Genomic DNA, 21,348 nt, shown 5'->3' with positions numbered 1-21,348 from the left:
CTTGGCCGAGCCTTAGCCGGAGCTGGGTGAGGGGGCTACCTGGCCAGCTTGGGTGTGCCACCCCCACCGCGCGAAGCGCAGCGCGTACGCGCCCCATCCCCTTTCGAGGGGAGGGAGATAAGGAAAGGGGTCGCGGGACCACTTGCGACGGGAAGGAACGAGGAGATGATCGAGAGCTTGGAGGTCAGCTACGACACGCGGATCCCGAACAACGTCGGGCTGTCCGAGGACCGGCGGGTGCTGAAGGCGCTGGAGCGCTGGCACCCCGGCTACATCGACTGGTGGATGGACATGGGCCCGGAGGGCTTCCAGGCCTCGGAGGTCTACCTGCGCACCGCGGTCAGCGTCGAGAAGGAGGGCTGGGCCAAGTTCGGCTTCGTGCGCATGCCCGAGTACCGCTGGGGCATCCTGCTGGCGCCCCAGGTCGAGGGCCGGAGCATCGGCTTCGGCGAGCACAAGGGCGCGCCGGCCTGGCAGGAGGTGCCGGGCGAGTATCGCGCCATGCTGCGCCGCCTGGTCGTGATCCAGGGCGACACCGAGCCGGCCTCGGTCGAGCAGCAGCGCTGGCTCGGCCAGACCGCGCCCTCGCTCTACGACCTGCGCAACCTCTTCCAGGTGAATGTCGAAGAAGGCCGCCACCTCTGGGCCATGGTCTACCTGCTGCAGAAGTACTTCGGCCGCGACGGCCGCGAGGAGGCCGAGGCCCTGCTGCAGCGCCGCTCCGGCGACCTGGACCGGCCGCGCATGCTGGGCGCTTTCAACGAGGAGACGCCGGACTGGCTGTCCTTCTTCATGTTCACCTTCTTCACCGACCGGGACGGCAAGATGCAGCTCGAGAGCCTGGCCCAGTCCGGCTTCGACCCGCTGTCGCGGACCTGCCGCTTCATGCTGACCGAGGAAGCCCACCACATGTTCGTCGGCGAGACCGGGATCCGCCGCACGATCCAGCGGACCTGCGAGGCGATGGTGGCGGCCGGGATCGAGGACCCCCACGACGTCGAGCGGATCCGGGCGCTGGGGGTGATCGACCTGCCGACGATCCAGAAGAAGGCCAACCTGCACTTCTCGCTCTCGCTCGACCTCTTCGGCTCGGAGATCTCGACCAACGCCGCCAACGCCTACAACGCCGGGCTCAAGGGCCGCTACCGGGAGGACCGGATCGAGGACGACCACCGCCTGGTGGACGCGACCTACCCGGTGCTCAAGCTGGTCGACGGCGCCTTCCGCCTGGTCGAGGCGCCGGCCCTGACCGCGCTCAACATGCGCCTGCGCGACGACTACGTGCGCGACTGCGAGGGCGGCATCACCCGCTGGAACACCATCATCGCCAAGGCCGGGGTCGACTTCCGCATGGCGCTGCCCCACGTCGCCTTCAACCGCCGGATCGGCGAGTTCGCCGGGATCGAGGCGAGCCCCGAGGGCGCGCTGCTCTCGGCCGAGGCCTGGGCGGCGCGGCGCGACGCCTGGCTGCCCTCGGCCGACGACGGCGAGTTCCTGAAGTCGCTGATGCGCGCGGAGCGGGCCCCCGGCGCCTACGCCGGCTGGATCGCCGCCCCCAAGCGCGGCATCGACAGCAAGCCCGGCGACTTCGAATACGTGAAGGTGGTGGCGTGAGAGTGGCGGTGTGGCGTTGGTGGTCCGTCATGGCTGACCTGTGTGTTCCACCCCCACCCCGACCCTCCCCCATCAAGGGGGAGGGGGCTATGTGGCTGGCCGCGCCATCGTTCCCTCCCCCCTTGTGGGGGAGGGCTAGGGTGGGGGGTCGCGTTGGTGCCGCGCCTCCACTGTCATGCCCGGACTTGATCCGGGCATCCATGGATCACCGGATCAAGTCCGGTGATGACAGCTGTGTTTTGAAGCCGAAGATGGAGGGTGAGTGACCGCGATGCGAAGCTTCCGCACAGTGATCATCGTCAACACCGGAGCCGCGGCGTGAGCCCGGCCGACGATCTGCCGGAGCTGCCGGCCGGGCCCTTCGTCTACGTGCGGCGGGTGCGCTGGGGGGAGTGCGATCCGGCGAAGATCGCCTATACCGGCAACATCCCGGGCATGGCGCTGGAGGCGGTGGAGGACTGGGTCAAGGCCTGCACCGGGGCCGACTGGTACGTCGGCCACCTGGACCAGGGCATCGGCACGCCCTTCGTCCACCTCTCCTGCGACTTCACCGCGCCGATCACGCCGCGCCACGACCTGGTCTGCCACCTGACGGTCGAGCGCCTGGGCCGCGCCTCGGTGGCGACCCGGGTCGAGGCCTTGCAGGACGGGCGGGTCTGCATGGAGGCGCGCTACGTGTTCGCCTGCGTGGATGCCGAGTCGATGAAGCCGATCCCGATCCCGCCGGCGATCCGGGCGCGCATGCGCCGCTTTGCCGAGGCCCAGGGGCGGGACTTCGAGGACGCGGCGGGTGGGTAGGAGCGGTGGCCCCTCACCCTCCCACAGCGCTGTTGCGCTGCGGGCCCCTCCCTCTCCCTCGGGGAGAGGGATGTGGAGGCTTGGTGCGGCGTCTAGCCGCGCCTTAGCCGGAGCTGGGTGAGGGGTCGGCAGGGTGAGGGGACAGCCCGCGGCCTAGAGAGGAGAGCCGCTTGGCCAAGCGGACGCACGAAGACTGGGTGCTCTCCGGGGAGCTGGAGGCAGAGTCCGAGCGGGCGATGAGCCGGCGCGACTACCTGCAGCGCCTGGGCGAGCGGGTCAAGCGGGCGCGGGAGAGGTCGCGGACCAGCCGCCGGCTGCTCGCCCACCTGGCCGGGGTCTCGGAGCGCTACCTGGCCAAGCTCGAGGCCGGCGGCGGCAACCTCTCGATCCTCAAGCTGCGCGAGATCGCCCGGGCCGCCTGCATCCCGCTGGAGGAGCTGGTCGCCGAGGAGCCGGTCTTCCCGGACAGCATCTGGTTCTGGCGCCTGCGCCTGCACGACGCCACGGACGACGAGCTGCGCGCGGTCGACGCCGCCCTGGGCGCGATCTTCCGCCTGCCCGGCGAGGGCCAGCGGCGGACCCGGCGGGTCGCCCTGATCGGCCTGCGCGGCGCCGGCAAGTCGACCCTGGGGCGCCTCCTGGCCGAGGCCATGGGCGTGCCCTTCGTCGAGCTCAACCGGGAGATCGAGCGCGAGACCGGGGTCACGACGGCGGAGATCTTCGACCTCTACGGCCCCCAGGGCTACCGCCGGCGCGAGGCGGCGGCCCTGCTCCACGTCTTCCAGTTCCACGACGAGGCGGTGATCGCGACCGGCGGCGGCATCGTCGCCGAGCCCGGGACCTTCGACCTGCTGCTGGCCAACACGGTGACCGCCTGGATCCGGGCCGCGCCCGAGGAACACATGGCCCGGGTCCTGGCCCAGGGCGACGACCGCCCCATGGCCGGCCACCCCGAGGCCCGGCGCGACCTGGAGCTGATCCTGGAGGCCCGCACCCCCCACTACGAACGCGCCGACGTGACCGTCGACACGACGGGGAAGCGGGTGGAGCTGAGCCTGGCGGAGCTGAAGATGGCGCTGGCGGCCTATGGGGTGGCGAAGGCAAGGGTGCGGGGGGAGGGGTGATTGGGGGCCTGTGGCCGCGCCACAATTTGAGTCTCGGTATCCGAGAGCAGGCAACTCAGAGGTTTTGGTTAGCTCGAGCTCTCAGTCGATGCGGCTGGCCTATCTTTCGGCTTGAGCATGCTCTCCGCTATGCTGTAGAGGCGCTCATAAGCGTGATCTGTGAACATGCCGGCGATAATCGCCAGTATGGACAGCGTGAATACATTGATTGCTTCTTCGTCAACCTTTCCATCGCCGCCGCTGTAGAACACCAACTGTCCTGCACGGAAGGCATAGTAGATGAAAATAGCCATCAATACACCTTGAAGCGGTCTAGTCAGGTACCATGCGACTGAGCAATCGCTCTCTCTTCGAGTTCTCACAAAAGTCCTAGTAACGAAGAACACGCCTCCCAGAAATCCAAATGTCATCATTAGAATCAGGTGGTTCTCTAAATCGATCGCAAATACCGCAGCGATGCCTGGGTCAGAAGTTTCTGCAGCGGTGACTGGTTCAGGAGTTTCTGATGTGGCAATGGAGAATGAAAATAAAAACGCGTAAACATAATATAAGAATAGCAGAAATCCAATCATCGCTCTTCGGAAAATCCATCGCGATTGCGAGATGCCAGAGAAATCGATTGGATCAAACCTAAATCTGGAAATGTCCATTTGTCTCGTCCCTTTTCCTAATGCGAAATGAACTCAGCCGAGGCGTTTGTAATATCAGAATTTCATGGACAGTATACTCATATTAAATCCCAAAACCTCCCTAGTGTCGCTGCTCGTTCGTGACAAGGCTTGCCTAGCCAATCGCGATCCATGAGCCAGCTGCAAGTGGGTAGATCGAACTAGAAATGGCTATACACAGGCCCCTGAATGTCGTGCCCTTCATCGAGCTCTACTTGGAGGTCGAGAAGGCGACCGGGGTCACGACCGCGGAGATCTTCGACCTCTACGGCCCCCAGGGCTATCGCCGGTGCGAGGCCGCGGCCCTGCTCCATGTTTTCCAGCTTTACAAGGAGACGGTGATCGCGACCGGCGGCGGGATCGTCGCCGAGCCCGGGACCTTCGACCTGTAACTGGCCAACACAGTGACCGCCTGGATCAAGGCCGCGCCCCACGAACACATGGCCCGGGTCCTGGCCCAGGGCGACGACCGCCCCATGGCCGGCCCCCTGCGCGACCTGAAGCTGATCCTGGACGCCCGCACCCCCCACTACAAACGCGCCGACGTGACCATCGACACGACCGGCAACCGGGTGGAGTTGAGCCTGGTGGAGCTGAGGATGGCGCTGGTGGCCTATAGGGTGGCAAAGGCGACAGGGGTGAGGTCTCCAGCCGGCACGCTCCGTTTTCCTCAAAATTCACTCACACACGCCCAGCCTTTGGCCTTCGATCAATTGGCCATTCTCCCAACAGCCCTAATTTGTCTCTTACATGACGCAGATCAACGTTCGGTAGCAGCATATATGGCATTCGGGATAAGAAGGATTTGCAAGCAAGACGTTTTCATTGTCGTCATGGAGCATGAGAAATAGATGCCAGCCTGGGTAAGACCTCTTCCACTCATGATCATGGGTGTCCTGCTTGGTTGTGTTGGCCAACCATGCTTACAGTGTGTTGGAAAGAGTAGCTCTTCGGCAAGCTTTGTGGTCGTCGATCCTGGTGGTGATGGTGATGTGGCGACACTTGCTGAGGCGATCACACAATGTGCTCTTGATCCCAACTTGCCTTGCCTGATTTGCGTTTCCCCCGGCATGCATCTCCTTGATGAAGAGGTTGAAGTCAGAAATCTGTCAAAGGTTCATATTTCGGGCGCCGGCAGCACATTGACCACGATCAGAGCACAAGGCAACAATGGCCTTACAATCCAAAACTCTCATTTGGTTACTATATCTGATCTTGCAATAGACGAAGCTTTGGCAGCGGTGAAGCTCAAGAGTGGCACCGAACTAGCGATTCGCAATACAGAGATCAGAAACTCAGACGTTGGTGTAGAGCTACTTTCTGGTGCTGATGTCGAGATAAGTCAGAGCTACTTCTATGCAAATAGGGAAGGGATTCGGTCGAGCGGTATAGGCGGATTGCTTATCGGCGGAAATGTCTTTGCGGACAACGGCCAGCCTGACCCTCTGCGCGGCGCTATTCATTTCGTTGATGAACTGGGCACAACACTCGGCGCTCCCCGGGTGGTTGGTAATGTTTTTCGCCGCAACGTGGTAGCTGTCTTTAGCGAAGTCGCCCCCTATTTCCCGACCGATCCAGTTCCGGTGATCCAGGACAATTTCATAGGTGATTCTGTTCACGCTGGGATATATTTTGTCGATACAAGTTCTTCTGCAAATCCAAAAAAGAGAGCAATTGTTGCCAGAAACCAAATACGTGGAAACCCCATCGGTATTCGAATTGAAAACTCACATGTTCAAATTTCCGACAACAAATTTGAATCCAACGGAAAGGGTGTACAGTTCCATTTCTCCACTGCCGCCATTGGTGCATCAGGAGGTTCTGAAACCAACATCGATCGGAGCGTATTCGAATCTGGCGAGTCTGCCATAGTCGTGGGTGGAAGCGGCGGAATTCGGAACCGGATCCTTGTTCGGGGTAACACCATTCAAGAAATGGAAGGTCATGCCATTGTTCGAGGTAGCAACAACGTGGCGCTTAGGCTCGAGCGGAATTCTGTCGTCGAATCTGCAGGGGACGGCATCTATGTGATATCGAACGGAGCGGCTGACAACGGTACTGAGCTTGCGATTCTCGGGAACACAATCAGCGATGGAGACGCAAACGGCGTCAATATAGTTGGAAGTGCCGCCGTGATCTCTGTCCATGGGAATATCATTCTAAACAATGATGGCTACGGACTCCAATTGTCGGATTATGCCAATACAGTCCATCAACATGCTGGGGGAGGCGCAGTTATCAGCCACAACACCGTCTACGGAAGCGGCGCGGGAAAGGACATACGAGTGAATGACTGTTCAATCCACAGCCACGTCGCGATTAGCCTCAATATGGTTGACATTTTCGGTGCGTCTATTGCGTGCGTAGACGGAGGATTTAACGCTAAAACAAATGGGGCAATATTCCAACAATTCCCGCTTTGATTGAGTAGCCCAGGCTGGCCAATCTGCTTCGCCAGATTGAGTAAACCGCAAGAAATTCCCGGAGGTTACGATGTCCAAAACTGCACCACAAGAAATCTCCATACCTAAGCGTATGCTTTTTGGAGGCTTAGGGGGCATAGTGCCCGTGCTTATTGCTGCCGCCGCTCTGGACCCGCCGAATATCCACGTTAACTATATGATCGGCTCTGGTTTTAAGGCTTTAGTCATGTTCGCTCTTGGTGCAATTGTACCATTTCTTATGAGCGATATAAAGAACCCAAAAGCGTTAATTATGCTTGGTATGGTTGCGCCATCAATTTACTCGAATGCGACGAATACAATTGGTCAAATCAATGAGCGACCGCCAGAATTTGCGGGCGAACTCACAGGTACGGCTAAAGGGATCCTTGGTAGTGGTCAGGTTTCTCTATGGCCCTCGCCAGGCCGTGCGTTGGCAGGGGAAAGATCTGACGGCGTTACATCTACCGTAACGCCTGAGCAAATCCAATTGACTAATCCAGGAGTTCGACTAGTCAGTCTTTGCTGGGAGGTGCCCCGAATGGAAGGAGTCGATAGCTTTGTTCGAGGTTTGCTTGGTTTGGGAAACCCGACGCCCAAGTTCTTCATAGTTGTTGGTAGGTTTAGGTCAAATGATGGCGATAAAGCAGACAAGAATGTAACTAACTTGAATACTGTCTTTGAGAAACGTAAGATCCTAGATGCCTTTGCTTTGAAGATTGAAGACCCCTTCGAGGGTTCGAGGAAGGACTGGTACGTGCTTGTCGGGCACAAAGGCACTCGAGATCGGCTGAGGCCACGCTTCATTTCACCGCTAACTCGGCAAGTCATTTTTGACACGCAGCAACAGGCAGAAGAAATCTACAAGAAGGTCGCTGCTGTCATCACTGAGCCCCCGAAAGGTGGCCTAATGCAGCATTGCACCTCACGTCAACCAATGGTGTCGCGGGATGAGCAGATACCTTCATCGTCTGGCAGGTGACATTTCTGGTGGATCCACTTGGTTGACTTTGTTTTTTGGTTTTAACTTCGCATTCTGCTACTTCGGCAGCCCGTTTGTGAAGGCCGTGTAGGTGGTACCGGAGTTTCGGGGCTAGCATATGTGTTTCGGTATTGATTTTGATCCTTGGGCATAGGCCCCGGCTTGCCAAAAACCTGCATCCGCATTGGTCCGGCCTTGCATCAAGCCTAGCACTGCGTTCGCGGTCGCATTGCGGGGACAGTATACCTATATTCGCGAATCGGTCGTCGTTTTCGTGGATCTCTGCGGGCGGCGAACGTTGGTGAATCTAGCCTTAGGTTTGCTCTGACATCAAGTCACCCGGCCGTCCGGAAATAGGTGGTCTACACCCCTACTCGGCCGACTTCGATCGACTCAGCCGGGCGTGACGGCGCCGAAGCCGCGTGCCCTCACCCCTGCGCCGCGCCGCGGCTACTGCAGGCCGCAGGTCGACTTGATCTCGGCGATCTTGGCCTCGATGCGCTTGTTGTACTCGCCGGTCGCGACCTCGGAGTCGTCGCCCCAGGTGCCGCCGACCAGGGCGACGACGTTGCTCGTCGGGTCGACCGTGCTGGCGCCCGCGAGCGCCCTCTGGGTCGTGCTGGCGCGCTCCTTCTCGAGCAGCGCGATGTCCTCCTTGGCGGTCGTGCAGTCGACGTCCTTGGCCAAGCCTTCCTTGGCCTCGTCGGAGATCGAGCCGCAGGCGGCGAGCAGCGCCGCCAGCGCCAGGATCGCTGGCCGTTGCATCCTGTCCTCCCTCGCGTCACGGTTGTGCGCGACCTTCAGACTAGATCAAGCGGCGATCAATTGGAATCAACCGAGCGCAGCTTGACCTAGAGCGGGATGACATGAAGCCAATCCGGCTTCATGTCATCCCGCTCTCTTTCAACAGTTTAGAGCACGATTCAGACATGAGGTCGGTTCGACCTCATGCCATCGTGCTCTAGGCCTCCTCGCCCCGGTAGTGGACGGCGGTCTTGCCGCTGAACTCGATGCCGGCGGCCTCGAAGGCGGCCTGCAGCTTGGTCATGGTCTCGAGCATGACGGGGCGGTTCTTCTCGAACTGCACCACGGTCGACTTGGAAAGGCCCGCCTCCGCGGCCGCCTTGCGGATCGACCACCCCAGCCAGCTGCGCGCCGCCCTCGACTGTCCCGGCGTCATCGCCACCCCGTCCCGCGAATCCAGCGGACAGGTTACCAGTACCGTAGGACCATAATCTTAGGCTGTTATACTGGTACGCTGTACCAGAGTTGGGAATCGCGCTAGACTGCCCGCCATGGGGGAATCGCTGAAGGCCTGGCACAGCTTCTGGGACACGGCCGCATCGCGCCGGGCGGCCGCGCGGCTGCGCGCGCTGCACGGCGCGGGGGCGACGGCGGTGGCGCTGGACCGCGTCCTGGCGGCCCGGGCGGCGCGGCGCCGCGAGGACTACCGCTTCTGGCTTTGCGTCCTTTGCCTGCTCTACGGGGTGCGGCCGAGGGCGCACTAGCCGCGTGTTCCGAGGTCGCGATCACGGGACTCCGGGGCTGCGTTTGGGTCCATCGGCGGGGCGCTGCCCGTGTTCCCGGGTTTCAGCCGGCGGGGAAGCTTGGCGAACTTGGCCCCATAGCTGCTCCGGCGTCCGATCGCCCGACGGTCCTTGGTATAAGGATACGGTCGCTCTATCCCATTCCCGCGAACATCAATCAGTACCGTTTCTTCGGAACTGGATCGGTCGAGACCCTGGGCTCACCTGACCAGCCCCAGGTTCAAGGCCCTGTCGTATCTGTCCCTGTCGGATTTCGACAACTCCGTCTTCAGCCATCCGGCAAAGGCCGGGTCGATCGTCTCAACTGCAGCCAAGGTTTCCTTGAAGGTGAGTCTTCCGGCCTTGATGCCCGGAACCATACCCGATAGCACCGTTGCGCGGCTCAGGGGCGAGGCGCGGAATCTACCGACTTCCCCTCCACCGGTAAGCACGATCGCGCCTTCCGGAAAACCCTTGTCGTAAAAGCAAATCATGTGCAGGCCGTTCTGGCTCACAAACTCTTCGTGGATTGTCGCCACCCTTTTTATGTCCCCGGTGAGCTGTGAAGAATCCGCATCCTGGGGCACTATGGTCGAATAGAACCCAATCCTGTAATCGATGTAGCCCTTGAGGGATTGTGGGAGTGCCACCTCCAAGATGCTGTGGTGGTGAAAGCCGGCGATGGTTCCAAATGGGAGAACACGGTAGATGGAGCCCAAGTCCCCACCGTGCACTTTGAGTACATACATGACATCTGCGGTGGTTCCGGAAATGGAGCACACGTCGCGCAAGCCGAACAACTGGTCGATCTTGAGAACGCTATCTTCCGTGGGGCCCTTGGGTATCCGTTTGAGCTCTCGCCCCGACAGGCCGACATGAAGCTTATGCTTGTCCTCGCGGTACCTAAGCAGTTCCCGCTGCACATCAAAGGGCGTCTGGTCGATCGTCACATTTCCATGTGTTTTCTTTTTGGCACCCGGAAAGATACCTTCTCTTTCCCGAAACCTGTCGGACCAGGGGTCGCCTTGTGGTCCGGCCCCAGCCCGTTCCTTCTTCTTTTCTTCCGCCATTTTGGAGCCTTCGTGCTTTTCAACCCACGCTCCGATGAAGCGGAACAAGTCGTTACAGTCTGCGGCGTTGACCCTGGTGGGCTGGGTGCCAAGGCGGTCATAGAGCGTCTGCACACCAATGCGGTTCGTCTGTACTTCTTGATTCTTCCATACTTGTAGAGAGTCTTCGTCTTCAAAGGCTTTTTGGAGGTACAAATCCTGATCTTCCAGCACCTTCCCAAGAGCGGCCCTCACTGTTTTCCGCAAGGACGTTATCTGCGGCCCCGTGTTGAATATGTCGAACAGCTTGTGCGTCAGCTCCACCTCGTTGCTTTGCTTTTTCTTGATCCGTTTGCGAACCTCCACATGATCTATGATGTGAACCACGATGGCCTCCAGATATGATCCGTAACAGTTTTCTGAAGGAAGGCGTCACGAGCAGCGGGGACAGGAGAACGCAATTCCCGTCCCCTCCCATCTGAGGTGGGTGCCCCGCCTCCTCGCTCCCTCATCCCTTTCTCCTCACCCGAAGGCATGGGCGGACGCCCCGTCCTTCACGCCCACATCGACCTTCTCGATGGTCCCGCCTTCCATCATCCGGGCCAGGACCGCCTCGCCGACGCGGGCGTTCAAGGTACAGTAAACTTGTGTCTGTGAATCGCCATTGATTTTCTTGGGTCCCTGCGGGCGGGGAAGGCTGGCGGACTTGGCCCCATACGCCCTCCGGCGTCCGACGACCCGAGCGGCCCGAAGCAGGTGCAGTGTCTCCCCGGTCCGGACCTCAGTCCCGGCGGCGGGCCGCGGGGCTACTCGGCGCCGCGGCCGCCGCGCTCCAGCAGGAAATCCCGGATGGCCGCGCGGGCCTCTTCGACGAAGATCACCGCGTGGATGTCGCCGTCGAGCGCCAGCTTGTGGCGCGCCTGGCTGCAGCCGAGGCCGCGCATCCAGGTGTCGCGCTTCGACCAGAGGGCCAGCGTGTTGCGCGGGTCGCCGCGGCCCTCGAAGCAGGGCGCGCTCATGACGATCCGGCCGGCGAAGCCCGCGCCCTGAAAGGCGCCGGCGTAGTAGCCGCCCTCGCTCTGGCCCATGAGGAAGAGCCGCTCCGGATCGACCCAGTCGAAGGCGCGCAGCCGGTCGCGGGCGTAGCGGATCTCGGCGAAGCGGGCGGCCGTGGTCCACTGGGTCTGGGCGCCGCACTGCTCGGGCCGGTAGGCGCGGGCGAAGCTGTCCGGGGCGACGAAGACGAAGCCACGGGCCGCCAGTTCGAGGTAGAAGACCGGCAGATGCGTCCAGGGCAGACCGTTGCAGCCGTGGAGGTAGACGATGACCGGCCGCTTGGCCCCGCCGTTGAGGCCGGCCAGCTGGCTCTGGACCTCGGGATCCTCCATGCGGCCGATCCCCTGCTCGCTGCGTGCGCGCACCACGATGACCCCGGCGCGCTGCCAGGTCCGCTCCAGCTCGGCCGGGTCCTCTGAGGGCAGGGCCGCGCAGCCCGGGAGCCAGAGCCCGGTCAAGACCAGGCCGAGAAGAGCACGCATCATGGAGCGACCCCCGCTGGTTTCCGGCTGCCGCATCGGACCCGAATCGGGCGACGGCCGGCCCGCAAGACTAGACGGAGGGCCGCGAAGCGCAACTCCTCTTGCCGGATCTCCGCGGGCCGGGGGGCCTCGGCGCGCGATCATCCGGTCTCCTGCCCGGGCGGCGGCGCGCGCCCTTCACGGCAGACGAGGGAATTCTCGCGCGCTTGTCGCTCTAGGAGTCGAGCGCCCATCGCGCTCCTCGAACCGAAGCGGCCACCAGCTGGCCCATTCAAGGAGTAGGATCATGACCGACGTTATCGACACCCTCGACGACAGCACGATCCCGGAGGAAAAGGCCGGCGTCGAGCGCGGGCCAATCATCTGCAAGGGCGCCTTCTTCAACGAAACGGGCCGCACCATCGAAGTGAAAGAGCTGACCCACAGCATCGACGGCAACAAGAGAACGCTCTTGAGAAACAAAACGGTCGGCAACGGTCAGGCGGTGAAGTCCAACGACGTGCATTCCTACTCGGGCGTGCCGGTCAATGATTACTGGTACCTCGAGATCGTCATGGACGGCAAAACCTACTCGAACGACAGTTTCTCGTGCAACCTGGGTGAGGACGACAACAAGGGCACCGTCTACTTCAGGGTCTATCAGTCCTATTTCTACCTGGACCGACCGGCACGCAGCAGCTGTTATTCGAAGATGAAGAAGCGGTCCTAGGGCATTACATCCGGCCAGATGGATCGCGAAGCGATTCCATCTGATCGGATAGTGCCCTAGTTCCGCCGCGCGAACCAGGCGAGGAGCTTTCCCGACTTGCTCGTCTTGGCGATCCGGCCGTCCCGCCACCGCCAGGTGTATTTGCCGACCCCGTGGACGGCGTCCCGGGTTTTCATGGGGACCGGCCGGATCGTCTTGCTCTGCGCCCAGATCTGGTGGTTGTCGAACGCCCGGTCCGTCAGCTCGCCGGTCCCGCTCCCGTCGACCCGGACCCGGAAGCGGATGCGCCCGGAGTCCTCGACGGTGATGCGCTCGCGCCCGTCGTCGCTGACGTATTCGCCGGGGGGCAGGGACTCGCCCGGGGTGATGCAGGCGCCGAGGCCGAGGACCACGGCCAGGACCATCGAGACGCGCGCGACCCGCGCCGGCAGAGCCTCGAGCCAAGGCATTGCAGTCCCCCCGTGCCGCCCGGTTACGGTCAGACAGTATAGGCATCTCGGGTCCAAGGACGTCCATCCCGTCGCGGCGCCCGGCCGTCGCCCGGAGGTCCCGCGGCCGGGGCGACCGGGGAGGGAAAGACCGTCCGGTCCTGCCATCAAATCATTGTGATCGGAATCCGCTTTCCAGGGAAAGGCCTGCGGTCTTATCTCTGGAGCATGGCAGCCTTAGCGAGAGCGGTGCGGGTTCTCCTTGTCGCCCTGGTGGTATCTCTTGCCGCCGGGAGCGTTGCCGGCGCGGCCGCGCCCGCCGGGCCTCCCGCGGAGGCGGCGCCGGCGGTCGGGCTTGCGGCGCCCGACGCGGGCGGGGCGGCCGCGGCCGAGCTGCGGGGCTGTCCCTGTCCTTCGGAGACGGCGCAGGGGGACTGCGACGAGGCGCCCTGCAGCCCGGGGCTGATCCAGACGTCGGACCCGGCGGGTCCGGCGCCGCCGGGCGCGCGCGGCGGTCTCGCGGGGGCGGACCTCAGCGGGCTGGCGCGCGGGCCGGAGCCGACGCCGCCGAGGTACGCCGGCTGATCCGGGCCGCGCTCGGGCGCGGCCACCGCATCACCTCGAAATCCGATTCTTGGAGTGACCCAATGACTTTTAGTCTTTCGGGCCGTGTCCCCGGCAGCCTCCGGGGCGGCCTCTGGGGCGCCGTGCCCACCCGTCTCGAGTCCGCGCAGGCGGACCGCATCGCCCTCGCGCTGAGGCTTGGCCTCGGCTCGGTCTTCGTCGTCGGCGGCTGGTGGAAGCTGTCGCGGGCCCTCGATCCCGAGCGGGCCGGGGCCCTGGTCGAGCGCTACACCGCGAGCAACGGCTACATCAACGCCTTCTTCGACCAGTACCTCTTCGCCGGGCCCGAGGCGCTCCTGACCCCGCTCGCCTTCCTGACCCTGCTCTCGGCCTTCGAGCTGGCCTCGGGCCTGGCCTTCCTGGCCGGGGTCTTCGTGCGGGCCTTGAGCTTCGTCTACGCCTTCCTGCTCTGGAGCTTCGTGATCGCCCTGCCGGTGGTCACGGCGCCCGGCTTCGAAGGCGTGGCGGCCTCCTACTTCTCGCCGGCGATCCTGGTCCAGATCCGGGACATCGGCCTGTCCGGGATGTGCTTCGTGCTGTTCTGCCTGGGCTCCGGCGCCTGGTCCGTCGACCAGCGGGTCCTGGGGCGGGGCGCGGCGCCGGCCGAGGTCGACTGGAACGCCTATGGCCTGCTGCTCCGCCTCTCGGTCGCCGCGGTCTTCATCGTCGGCGGCTTCTTCGCCGGCTTCGACCACATCAAGAGCTTCGTCGACGGCCCGGTCCTGCTGGCGGTCCTCGGGCTGGTCCTGGCCAGCGGCCAGGCGACGCGGCCCGCGGCGGCGGCGGCCTTCGCGGTCATCGCCTGGTATTGCCTCGGCAAGCTCAGCCTGGAGGCGAGCCTCTGGAACAACCTCAACGCCATCAAGCGCGAGCTCGCCTTCCTGGCGGCCTGCGGCGTGCTCGTCGCCTGGCAGGGCGGCCGGGCCTTCCGCCCGGAGGTCCTGGCGAAGGCGCCGCTCGCCGTGCTCCTAGGCAAGCCGCGTCGGGCCTGACCCGAAGCCTGCGGGCGGGCGCCGTCCCCTTCGGCGCCCGCCCGCGCCAGCCGCTCCGAGAGCGGAACAGGCATCGCGGGGCCTGCGACCTCCGTCACGTCGCCGCCCGCTCACGGCCAAGCTCGCGCGGCCGCGCGTGATCCTGGAGCAAGTCGCGTGACGTCGCCCTCGTGGATGCCGCGGACGTCGTCCTGGACCACCGCCTCGACGGCGGCCGCCTCGGGGTCGCTGCCTTCGGTCATGCGTGGTCTCCCGGTCCGGGGTCCGGGCGGCGCCGGGCCGGCCCGGCCGGGTTTCCGGACAGGCGTTCGCGCAGCTCCGGCAGGGTCATGTCCTCGATGTCGAAGCCGGCGTCGCAGAGGCTCGGGTCCAGGACCCAGCCCTGGGTCCGCGCCCGGGGCCGGAGCTCGGAGCGCTCGGCGCAGTAGACGTAGCCCCGGCCTTCGAAGTAGTCCGCCATCCAGGCCGCGACCGCGATGCGCGACAGGATCCCCAGGAAGACCGCGATCACGAAGAGCGAGCTGACCGCGATGTGGGCGCGGGAGGAGAGCGTCCTGCCGAAGAGCGGCGGCAGGCAGATCACGGCCAGGGCGAGCGCCGCCGGCAGCACGCCGGCGAAGAGGCCGAGGTTGGCGTCGAACTGGATCAGCAGCTTCTGCGCCGCGATGGACTGGCGGATCTCGCGCGATTCCTCGAGCACGATGTAGACCGAGGCGATCGCCAGGAGGACGGCCAGGGCCAGGCCGCAGCCGTAGGCGAAACGGCCGGGCTGCAGGCCGCCGGTCAATAGCGCGCGCCGAAGACGCGCATCCAGAAATCGACCGTGGACTGCGGGCTGCGGTGATACCAGCGCCACTGGCGCTTGACCTCCTGGATCTGGGCGTCCATCGCGGCCTCGGCGTCGCGCAGGCCCTGGATCAGGGACTGGGTGAAGCCGGTCCTGTCGTCGACGTACTCCAGCACCAGGCCGACGCCGATGCCGACGGCGATGGCGGCGAAGAGCGGGCCGGCGGCCACGGTGCCGACCGCCGCGCCGCCGGCGACCAGGCTGGCCGCCAGGAAGCCGGCGCCGCCGCTGATCCCGACCTTGACCACGTCGGTCGCGACCGAGCCGACGAAGTAGTGCCAGGTCGCCTCCTCGCGCAGCAGGGTGTCGATGGCGCGGAACCCGATGGTCAGGAAGATGGTGATCTTCATGCCGCCCGCGATGGCCTTGGCGGCGCCGAGCTTGCCGACGCCCATGTTGACGACCTTGCTGTTGTTCGCCAGGTAGCGGGTGCCGGTGAGGATTCTGCGGGCGCGGTGGTTGCCCTTGAAGATGACGTAGGCCTTGCCGTTGTAGTTGGAGATCCGGTACTTGGTGAAATAGGAGCCGCTTCGCCCCAGGTCCTGGGCGAGCTTTCCGAGCAGGGCGAGGTCCAGGGCGTTGGCGGTGTTGCTGGCCGCGAGGGCGGCGACGTCGCGCAGGCTCTCCCAGCAGTCCTCCAGGCCCCAGGCGCCGAGCTTGCCCTGCAGCTCGCGCTGCGCGGCTTCCATCGATGCGCCCTCGTGCAGCCGGGCGCCGTACCACATGGCCGCCATGCCGGGGGCGTCGAGGACGGCGATGTCGTGCTGGTTCTTCTTGAACGCGGCCGAGAGCTTCTGCAGCTTCAGCTTCTCCTCGGCGGTCAGTTGCGGAACGCCGGACATCGTGACACTCCCGCTCTACTTCAACAGATTAGAGCACGATTCAGATATAAGGTTGGCTCAACCTCATATCATCGTGCTCTAGGGGTCCAGGCACTCTCCTCGCACCGATCACAAAGCACGAAAGTGGGTTTCCGCACAACCGCAGGCGGCGGCGGTGTGCAGACCGCGGCGCGTGCGCTCAAACCGCGCGGGAGGCCGGCGCGCGTCCTGGGAGGTCCAGGCGCTTGGTGAGCTGACACACCACGTCGAAGCGGGGCCGGTCGGCGCGGACGATCTTGCCGTCGATCACCTCAGCTTCGAGTCTGCCCGTCAGCTTGATCTCGAAGCGCTCCCGTTTCTCGCCGAAGATCGTGCGCGGCGGGCCGTAGTAGTAGTTCAGTATCTCGGCTTCGAAGGCCTTGCCGGAAAGGCTGTAGCGGCCGACGGAGTAGTGCCGGTTGTTGCCGCCGAGCATCAGCCCCTGCTCGATCACGTAGACGCCGATCTGCTCCCAGCCGTAGGGACCGTAGATCTCCCCGGTCCAAATACCCTCGATCGTCATCTGCGCCCTCTTCCAGTTGCCTTGGCGCCGCCGCCGGGCCGGGGTGACGGGCCGATTCCCGAATTCTGGGGAGATGTCCTTCGATTCGCGCCTGCGCCGCGAGGGCGCGACGCCTGGCCCCAAGCAGCCGATCAAACTCCAATAAGGCAGACTCTCAGAGGTTTTCCCGAATTCTCAAAGGTCGACCGGCACCAAGTCCGTCCCACAAGCAAAGAAAATCCCTTGAAACAACTTCGATCCCGGAGGTTACGGCTGCGCCAAGGTGGATGATTGCCAGGAGGTGCCAAAGACCGCCCGATGGCCAGTGCCGCGGTGCCGCGCTGGATGCTCGAACGCGCTCCCTCAGCCGTTGACCAGGAAGTGGGCGGCGATGCTGGCGAAGTAGCCGAGGGCGATCACCGGGGTCCACTTGAGGTGGCCCATGAAGGTGTACTGGCCCTTGGAGGCGCCCATCAGCGCCACGCCGGCGGCGGAGCCGATCGACAGCAGGCTGCCGCCGGTCCCGCAGGTGAGCGTGATCAGCAGCCATTGGAAATGCGGCATCTCCGGGCCCATAGTGAGGATGGCGAACATGACAGGGATGTTGTCGATGATCGACGAGACCACGCCAAAGGTCGTGTTCGCCGCGGTCGCCCCCCAGGCGCCGTACATGACCTCCGAGGCGACCGCCAGCCAACCGATGAAGGCCAGGGCCCCGACGCTGAACATCACCCCGAAGAAGAACAGCAGAGTGTCCCACTCGGCGGCCGCGACGTGGTGGAAGATGTCGAACTCCTCCTCGTCCGGCGCACGCGTCCTGCGGTGGAAGTAGGCGAAGAACATGAGCAGCGACAGGCCGGTCATCATGCCCATGAAGGCCGGCAGGTGGAGCACCTGCTCGAAGCTGATCGCCATCGCGATGGTGATCACGAAGAGCAGGGTGGCGAAGCGCGCGCCGCGCTTCAGCCTGACCGCCGCTTCGAGCTTCTCGGGCTGACCCTTCGGCAGGAAGAGGGACATGATCACGGCGGGCACCAGGTAGTTGACCAGCGAGGGAATGAAGAGCTCGAAGAACTCGAAGAATTCGACCCGCCCCGACACCCAGACCATCAAGGTCGTGATGTCGCCGAAGGGGCTGAAGGCACCGCCGGCGTTGGCCGCGACGACCACGTTGACGAAGCCGATCGCGACGAACTTCGGGTTGCCGGCGCCCACGGCCATGATCACCGTGCCCATGACCAGCGCGGTGGTCATGTTGTCGGCGACCGCCGAGAGGAAGAAGGCGATGAAGCCGGTGATCCAGAACAGCGCCTGGTAGCTGAAGCCGCGGCCGACCAGCCAGGCGCGCAGCGCCTCGAAGACGTTGCCGGCCTGGAGGGCGCTGATGTAGGTCATCGCCGCCAGGAGGAAGAGGAGCAGGCCGGCGTACTCCTCGAGGTCGTGCGTCAGCGCCTTGTGGATCTCTTCCTGCGGAAAGCCGTAGCCGGGCGCCAGCCAGGCGACCAGGGCCCAGATGATGCCGGCGCCGAGGATCACCGGCTTGGACTTGCGCAGGTGGGTCTTCTCCTCGGTCATGACGAAGAGGTAGGACACCAGGAAGATCGCCAGGCAGAGGTAGGCCGCCGGCACCTCTGTGGGATCCGGGACCAGGAAGGCCTCGCGCGGCTCGGCGGCCAAAGCGTCGAACGGCGCAAGCAGGCCCAGGCTCAAGACGAGCGCGGCACGCAGCCATGTGTTCATTGCGGAACTCCCCTCCTTGTCCTCACACTCCCTGCGCGCCCTCGCGTGCAGTCTGCGGCGCGCCCCGAAGGCCGCCGTCCCGGACCGAGCGGTGACGCGCTCGAAACCGGGTGGAACCTCCGCTTCGAGCCTCTTTTCGGGTCACGCCGAAGGCAGGGCTGGACGGGCAAAACCAGCCTAAGACGAAGTCGCCATCGACGGCCATCATGTTCGAGCTCGGCGGGGCCTCTCTCCGGGATGACGTGCGGTTGCGCTTCGGTGCGCGAGGCTCACGTTAGCGAAGCGATCGGAGATCAAAAAGGCTGTTGCGCCTCGTCCCTAAAAGAGCCCCGGCCCGACCGGACCTGGTTCGCTGGAAGGCACCGGCTTGTCGTGCAGCGGCAGCCCGACGTTGCCCCCTGCGCCGTCGGGCTGCCACGCGGGCTAAGTCGTCAGCACTTCGGCGCCGCCTTGGCGTGGCTGTGCAGTTGCGGCGGCGTCGCCGTCCCGCCGTGCTCCTGCAGGTACTTGCAGGCGCCTATGATGTCCTCGGCCAGATTGTCGACCACGTTCCTGTTCAGATGCGGACGGACGACCACGCGCAAGGAGTTCACGCTCTCGGCGTTGGGCGGCATGGAGTAGGCCGAGAGCACCCAGCCCTTTTCGCGCACCTTGAAGGAGACGTCGAACTCGTTGAAGTTCTTGATGTCGTCAGCCAAGGTGAGGGCGACCACGGGGATGCTCTGGGTCTCGTTCATGATCGTGAAATGGCCGCTGTCGACCAGCGCCTTCCTGAGGTGCTCGGCATTGTCCAGGGTCAGGCGCATGACGCGTTCGTAGCCGGCGCGGCCCAGCCTGACGAACTGATAGGCCTGGGCGATGATCTGTGCCGCGTTCCGGCTGAAGTTGAGGGTCGCCGTCGCCGATTCGCCGCCGAGATAGTTGACGTAGAAGACCAGGTCTTCGTTGAAGACCTTGCGCTCCCGGAAGATCACCCAGCCGAGGCCCGGATAGACGAGGCCGAACTTGTGGCCCGAGGCATTGATCGACTGCACGCGCGGCAGTCGGAAATCCCATTCGTAGTCGGGGTAGAGGAAGGGATGGACGAAGCCGCCCGACGCGCCGTCGATGTGCATCGGGATCGAGATCCCCGTTCGATTCTCGTAGTCGTCGAGCCAGTCGTGGATCTCCTTCAGGTCGTCGTCCTCGCCGGTGAAGGTCGAGCCGGCGATGGCCACCACGCAGATGGTGTTCTCGTCCACGTACTTGTCGAGGTGCTCCGCCGTGAGGCGATAGTTGCCCGGCGACAGGGGTACGATATGCGGCTCGACGTCGAAGTATCTCAGGAACTTCTTCCAGACGATCTGGACGTTGCCGCCCGTTACCATGTTAGGCCGGCTGGCATCCTTGCCCGCGGCTTCCCGCGCCTGACGCCAGTTCCACTTGTGCGCCAAGCCGGCCAGCATGCAGGCCTCGGAGCTGCCGACGCAGGCCGTCCCGTAGGGCACGACGCCCTTGGGCCCGTTGTAGAGCTCGTGGAGCATCGTCACCATCCGGTGCTCCAGGTCATAGGACTTGGGGTACATGTCGTGGTCGATGTAGTTGACATGTGCGTGCTTGGCCATCAGCTCCGCGCATTCCGGTTCGGCATAGGTCGTGACGAAGCTCGACAGGTTCAGCATGGGATTGGAATCGGTCCACATGTGGCTTTCGACCATCGCCTGGGCGGCGCGCGCCGACATGCCCGCTTTCGGGAAGGCTCCCTTCGGGACCTCGCTCTGGAACTCCTCGTAGTCGGTGAAAACGAACTCCTGCAGGTCGTTCGGCATACTCTTCCTCCCAAGTGTGCGGATCAAACAAGGATCCTTCGTGGACTCCTTGGGACCGGAAGCTACGGCTGTGCGAGGAGAGGTGCTTGCCATTACATGCCAGAGGCATGGCTGGGAGCGGGTCCGGCGCGGCGGCGCCAAATCCCGTATGTGTACAAACAAACACTAGGCGAAAGCGCCGGAACGCGTTAGACTGCCCGTCATGAGAGAGTCACTGGAAGCTTGGCACAGCTTCTGGGACCCTGTCGTTCCGGGGCAGGCAGCGGCGGCGCTGCACCGGGAGCACGGTGACGGGGCCAAGATGGCGGCACTGCAGCGCGCCCTGGCGGCGCGGGCGGACCAGCGCGGCGAAGACTACCGCTTCTGGCTCTGCGTCCTCTGCCTGCTGCACGACGCGCGGCTTACCCTCCACTAGAGCATGATCGTGTCACGCCGCAGCGCTGTGACACGTGGCTCATGCTCTGACCTTTTCAAGTTGATCAAGATTCACGGCACAGATTGATCCAATCTGAGCCGTTCTTGATCTAGAGTCCCGGCGCGCCCCGTCCGATCGGGCTGGTTGCCGGCGTCCTCGGCCGCCTCGGGCCCGGCAGAGAGGCGGGGACCGAAAGGCCCGTGGTGCATGCGGCCGGTTTGGGCCGCCGGGCGTGGCGGCCCGGGGCAAAGCGGGCTATGACTCCCGCTGTTGCCTTTCGCCGAGGGGGGATGCCGCATGAGACCAGCCATAACGCTCGCGATCCTGACGATCGCGGCCCTGCCGTCGCCGGCTTTCGGCCAGGACGCGAAGTACGGCTGCAGCCGGGAGGTCGCCGGCTTCCTGCAGTCGGTCGGCCTGACCAAAGACAAGATCGCGCGGCGGCAGGACCTCACGGAGTACACGCCCGCCCAGCGCAGGCGGGTCGTCGGGCTGCACGTCTGGATCTGGCCCAAGGACTGCGACGGCCGCTTCATCGTCGACCTGAACACGGCCTGCCAGGTGACCAACACCTATTCCACCGGCGACTGCCGCTTCGAAGGCCAGGACTTCGCCGAGTGAGCTCCGGCCCCCGGGGCTGCGGCATCCGGACCCGCCCGGCGGGGCAGAATACCGGCACGGGC

Annotated in this window: 25 protein-coding genes; 13 read left to right on the top strand and 12 right to left on the bottom strand. The window is 64.0% G+C overall.

Translation table 11 applies throughout. From position 1 onward, the window contains the following. Nucleotides 1–165: 165 nt before the first annotated feature. From boxB to QNJ30_19675, 3 genes are all read left to right on the top strand, one after another. The gene (gene boxB / locus QNJ30_19685) at nucleotides 166–1,614 is read left to right on the top strand and encodes a benzoyl-CoA 2,3-epoxidase subunit BoxB (protein MDJ0945696.1); all 1,449 of its coding nucleotides are present in this window, start codon (nucleotides 166–168) and stop codon (nucleotides 1,612–1,614) included. A 318-nt stretch (nucleotides 1,615–1,932) separates the two neighbouring features. Further along, nucleotides 1,933–2,412, top strand: a complete 480-nt coding sequence (locus QNJ30_19680; protein MDJ0945695.1) for a thioesterase family protein — start codon at nucleotides 1,933–1,935, stop codon at nucleotides 2,410–2,412. A 170-nt stretch (nucleotides 2,413–2,582) separates the two neighbouring features. Next, the gene (locus QNJ30_19675) at nucleotides 2,583–3,536 is read left to right on the top strand and encodes a helix-turn-helix transcriptional regulator (protein MDJ0945694.1); all 954 of its coding nucleotides are present in this window, start codon (nucleotides 2,583–2,585) and stop codon (nucleotides 3,534–3,536) included. A 68-nt stretch (nucleotides 3,537–3,604) separates the two neighbouring features. On the opposite strand, the gene QNJ30_19670 is transcribed toward QNJ30_19675, so the two are convergent. Beyond that, nucleotides 3,605–4,186 carry a hypothetical protein gene (locus tag QNJ30_19670; GenBank protein MDJ0945693.1) on the bottom strand — a complete coding sequence of 194 codons (582 nt, stop codon included), beginning with the start codon at nucleotides 4,184–4,186 and terminating at the stop codon, nucleotides 3,605–3,607. A gap of 185 nt (nucleotides 4,187–4,371) precedes the next feature. On the opposite strand from QNJ30_19670, the gene QNJ30_19665 reads away from it, so the two are divergent. From QNJ30_19665 to QNJ30_19650, 4 genes are all read left to right on the top strand, one after another. Beyond that, nucleotides 4,372–4,596, top strand: a complete 225-nt coding sequence (locus QNJ30_19665) for a shikimate kinase (protein MDJ0945692.1) — start codon at nucleotides 4,372–4,374, stop codon at nucleotides 4,594–4,596. A 12-nt stretch (nucleotides 4,597–4,608) separates the two neighbouring features. After that, nucleotides 4,609–5,055 (top strand): hypothetical protein, encoded by a 447-nt coding sequence (locus QNJ30_19660; GenBank protein MDJ0945691.1) that lies wholly within the window; start codon nucleotides 4,609–4,611, stop codon nucleotides 5,053–5,055. Beyond that, entirely contained in the window at nucleotides 5,056–6,627 is a 1,572-nt protein-coding gene (locus tag QNJ30_19655; GenBank protein ID MDJ0945690.1) for a right-handed parallel beta-helix repeat-containing protein, read from the top strand. A gap of 70 nt (nucleotides 6,628–6,697) precedes the next feature. Continuing rightward, entirely contained in the window at nucleotides 6,698–7,627 is a 930-nt protein-coding gene (locus QNJ30_19650; GenBank protein ID MDJ0945689.1) for a hypothetical protein, read from the top strand. 450 nt (nucleotides 7,628–8,077) lie between these two features. On the opposite strand, the gene QNJ30_19645 is transcribed toward QNJ30_19650, so the two are convergent. Next, nucleotides 8,078–8,392, bottom strand: coding sequence for a hypothetical protein (locus QNJ30_19645; GenBank protein MDJ0945688.1), 315 nt, complete (start codon nucleotides 8,390–8,392; stop codon nucleotides 8,078–8,080). A gap of 196 nt (nucleotides 8,393–8,588) precedes the next feature. Continuing rightward, nucleotides 8,589–8,807, bottom strand: coding sequence for a helix-turn-helix transcriptional regulator (locus QNJ30_19640; protein ID MDJ0945687.1), 219 nt, complete (start codon nucleotides 8,805–8,807; stop codon nucleotides 8,589–8,591). 115 nt (nucleotides 8,808–8,922) lie between these two features. Between QNJ30_19640 and QNJ30_19635 the strand changes: the two genes are divergently transcribed. Next, nucleotides 8,923–9,135, top strand: a complete 213-nt coding sequence (locus QNJ30_19635) for a hypothetical protein (protein ID MDJ0945686.1) — start codon at nucleotides 8,923–8,925, stop codon at nucleotides 9,133–9,135. Nucleotides 9,136–9,374: 239 nt separating this feature from the next. Here QNJ30_19635 and QNJ30_19630 read toward each other — a convergent pair whose 3' ends face one another. Both QNJ30_19630 and QNJ30_19625 read right to left on the bottom strand, forming a co-directional pair. Further along, a complete protein-coding gene (locus tag QNJ30_19630) occupies nucleotides 9,375–10,589 on the bottom strand; it encodes a hypothetical protein (protein ID MDJ0945685.1) in 1,215 nt (404 codons plus the stop codon). Between the two features lie 419 nt (nucleotides 10,590–11,008). Then, complete coding sequence (locus QNJ30_19625; GenBank protein MDJ0945684.1) at nucleotides 11,009–11,743, bottom strand: hypothetical protein; 735 nt, start codon at nucleotides 11,741–11,743, stop codon at nucleotides 11,009–11,011. Between the two features lie 283 nt (nucleotides 11,744–12,026). Between QNJ30_19625 and QNJ30_19620 the strand changes: the two genes are divergently transcribed. Continuing rightward, nucleotides 12,027–12,449 carry a hypothetical protein gene (locus QNJ30_19620; GenBank protein MDJ0945683.1) on the top strand — a complete coding sequence of 141 codons (423 nt, stop codon included), beginning with the start codon at nucleotides 12,027–12,029 and terminating at the stop codon, nucleotides 12,447–12,449. Nucleotides 12,450–12,505: 56 nt separating this feature from the next. Here QNJ30_19620 and QNJ30_19615 read toward each other — a convergent pair whose 3' ends face one another. Then, nucleotides 12,506–12,898, bottom strand: coding sequence for a hypothetical protein (locus QNJ30_19615; protein ID MDJ0945682.1), 393 nt, complete (start codon nucleotides 12,896–12,898; stop codon nucleotides 12,506–12,508). A 228-nt stretch (nucleotides 12,899–13,126) separates the two neighbouring features. On the opposite strand from QNJ30_19615, the gene QNJ30_19610 reads away from it, so the two are divergent. Then, nucleotides 13,127–13,462, top strand: coding sequence for a hypothetical protein (locus QNJ30_19610; GenBank protein ID MDJ0945681.1), 336 nt, complete (start codon nucleotides 13,127–13,129; stop codon nucleotides 13,460–13,462). Between the two features lie 62 nt (nucleotides 13,463–13,524). Then, nucleotides 13,525–14,493, top strand: coding sequence for a DoxX family protein (locus QNJ30_19605; GenBank protein MDJ0945680.1), 969 nt, complete (start codon nucleotides 13,525–13,527; stop codon nucleotides 14,491–14,493). Nucleotides 14,494–14,603: 110 nt separating this feature from the next. On the opposite strand, the gene QNJ30_19600 is transcribed toward QNJ30_19605, so the two are convergent. The 6 genes from QNJ30_19600 to QNJ30_19575 all read right to left on the bottom strand — a co-directional run bounded on the left by QNJ30_19600 (nucleotide 14,604) and on the right by QNJ30_19575 (nucleotide 20,250). After that, on the bottom strand, nucleotides 14,604–14,735 hold the full coding sequence (locus QNJ30_19600) for a hypothetical protein (protein ID MDJ0945679.1): 132 nt from the start codon (nucleotides 14,733–14,735) through the stop codon (nucleotides 14,604–14,606). Then, the gene (locus QNJ30_19595) at nucleotides 14,732–15,280 is read right to left on the bottom strand and encodes a hypothetical protein (protein MDJ0945678.1); all 549 of its coding nucleotides are present in this window, start codon (nucleotides 15,278–15,280) and stop codon (nucleotides 14,732–14,734) included. The genes QNJ30_19600 and QNJ30_19595 overlap by 4 nt, the downstream gene beginning before the upstream one ends. Next, entirely contained in the window at nucleotides 15,277–16,182 is a 906-nt protein-coding gene (locus QNJ30_19590) for a hypothetical protein (protein MDJ0945677.1), read from the bottom strand. The genes QNJ30_19595 and QNJ30_19590 overlap by 4 nt, the downstream gene beginning before the upstream one ends. Before the next feature lie 178 nt (nucleotides 16,183–16,360). Next, the gene (locus QNJ30_19585) at nucleotides 16,361–16,723 is read right to left on the bottom strand and encodes a hypothetical protein (protein ID MDJ0945676.1); all 363 of its coding nucleotides are present in this window, start codon (nucleotides 16,721–16,723) and stop codon (nucleotides 16,361–16,363) included. Nucleotides 16,724–17,065: 342 nt separating this feature from the next. Continuing rightward, nucleotides 17,066–18,442, bottom strand: coding sequence for a sodium:proton antiporter NhaD (nhaD, locus tag QNJ30_19580; protein ID MDJ0945675.1), 1,377 nt, complete (start codon nucleotides 18,440–18,442; stop codon nucleotides 17,066–17,068). A gap of 431 nt (nucleotides 18,443–18,873) precedes the next feature. Further along, nucleotides 18,874–20,250, bottom strand: a complete 1,377-nt coding sequence (locus tag QNJ30_19575) for a glutamate decarboxylase (protein MDJ0945674.1) — start codon at nucleotides 20,248–20,250, stop codon at nucleotides 18,874–18,876. Nucleotides 20,251–20,452: 202 nt separating this feature from the next. Between QNJ30_19575 and QNJ30_19570 the strand changes: the two genes are divergently transcribed. Beyond that, nucleotides 20,453–20,665, top strand: coding sequence for a hypothetical protein (locus tag QNJ30_19570; protein ID MDJ0945673.1), 213 nt, complete (start codon nucleotides 20,453–20,455; stop codon nucleotides 20,663–20,665). A 297-nt stretch (nucleotides 20,666–20,962) separates the two neighbouring features. After that, nucleotides 20,963–21,286, top strand: coding sequence for a hypothetical protein (locus QNJ30_19565; protein ID MDJ0945672.1), 324 nt, complete (start codon nucleotides 20,963–20,965; stop codon nucleotides 21,284–21,286). The last annotated feature ends 62 nt before the right edge of the window (nucleotides 21,287–21,348 follow it).

It is taken from the genome of Kiloniellales bacterium (genome assembly GCA_030066685.1).
Lineage (GTDB): Bacteria > Pseudomonadota > Alphaproteobacteria > Kiloniellales > JAKSBE01 > JAKSBE01.
Note: the sequence above shows the minus strand (reverse complement) of the source record. Positions and strands in the feature narration are given on the sequence as shown.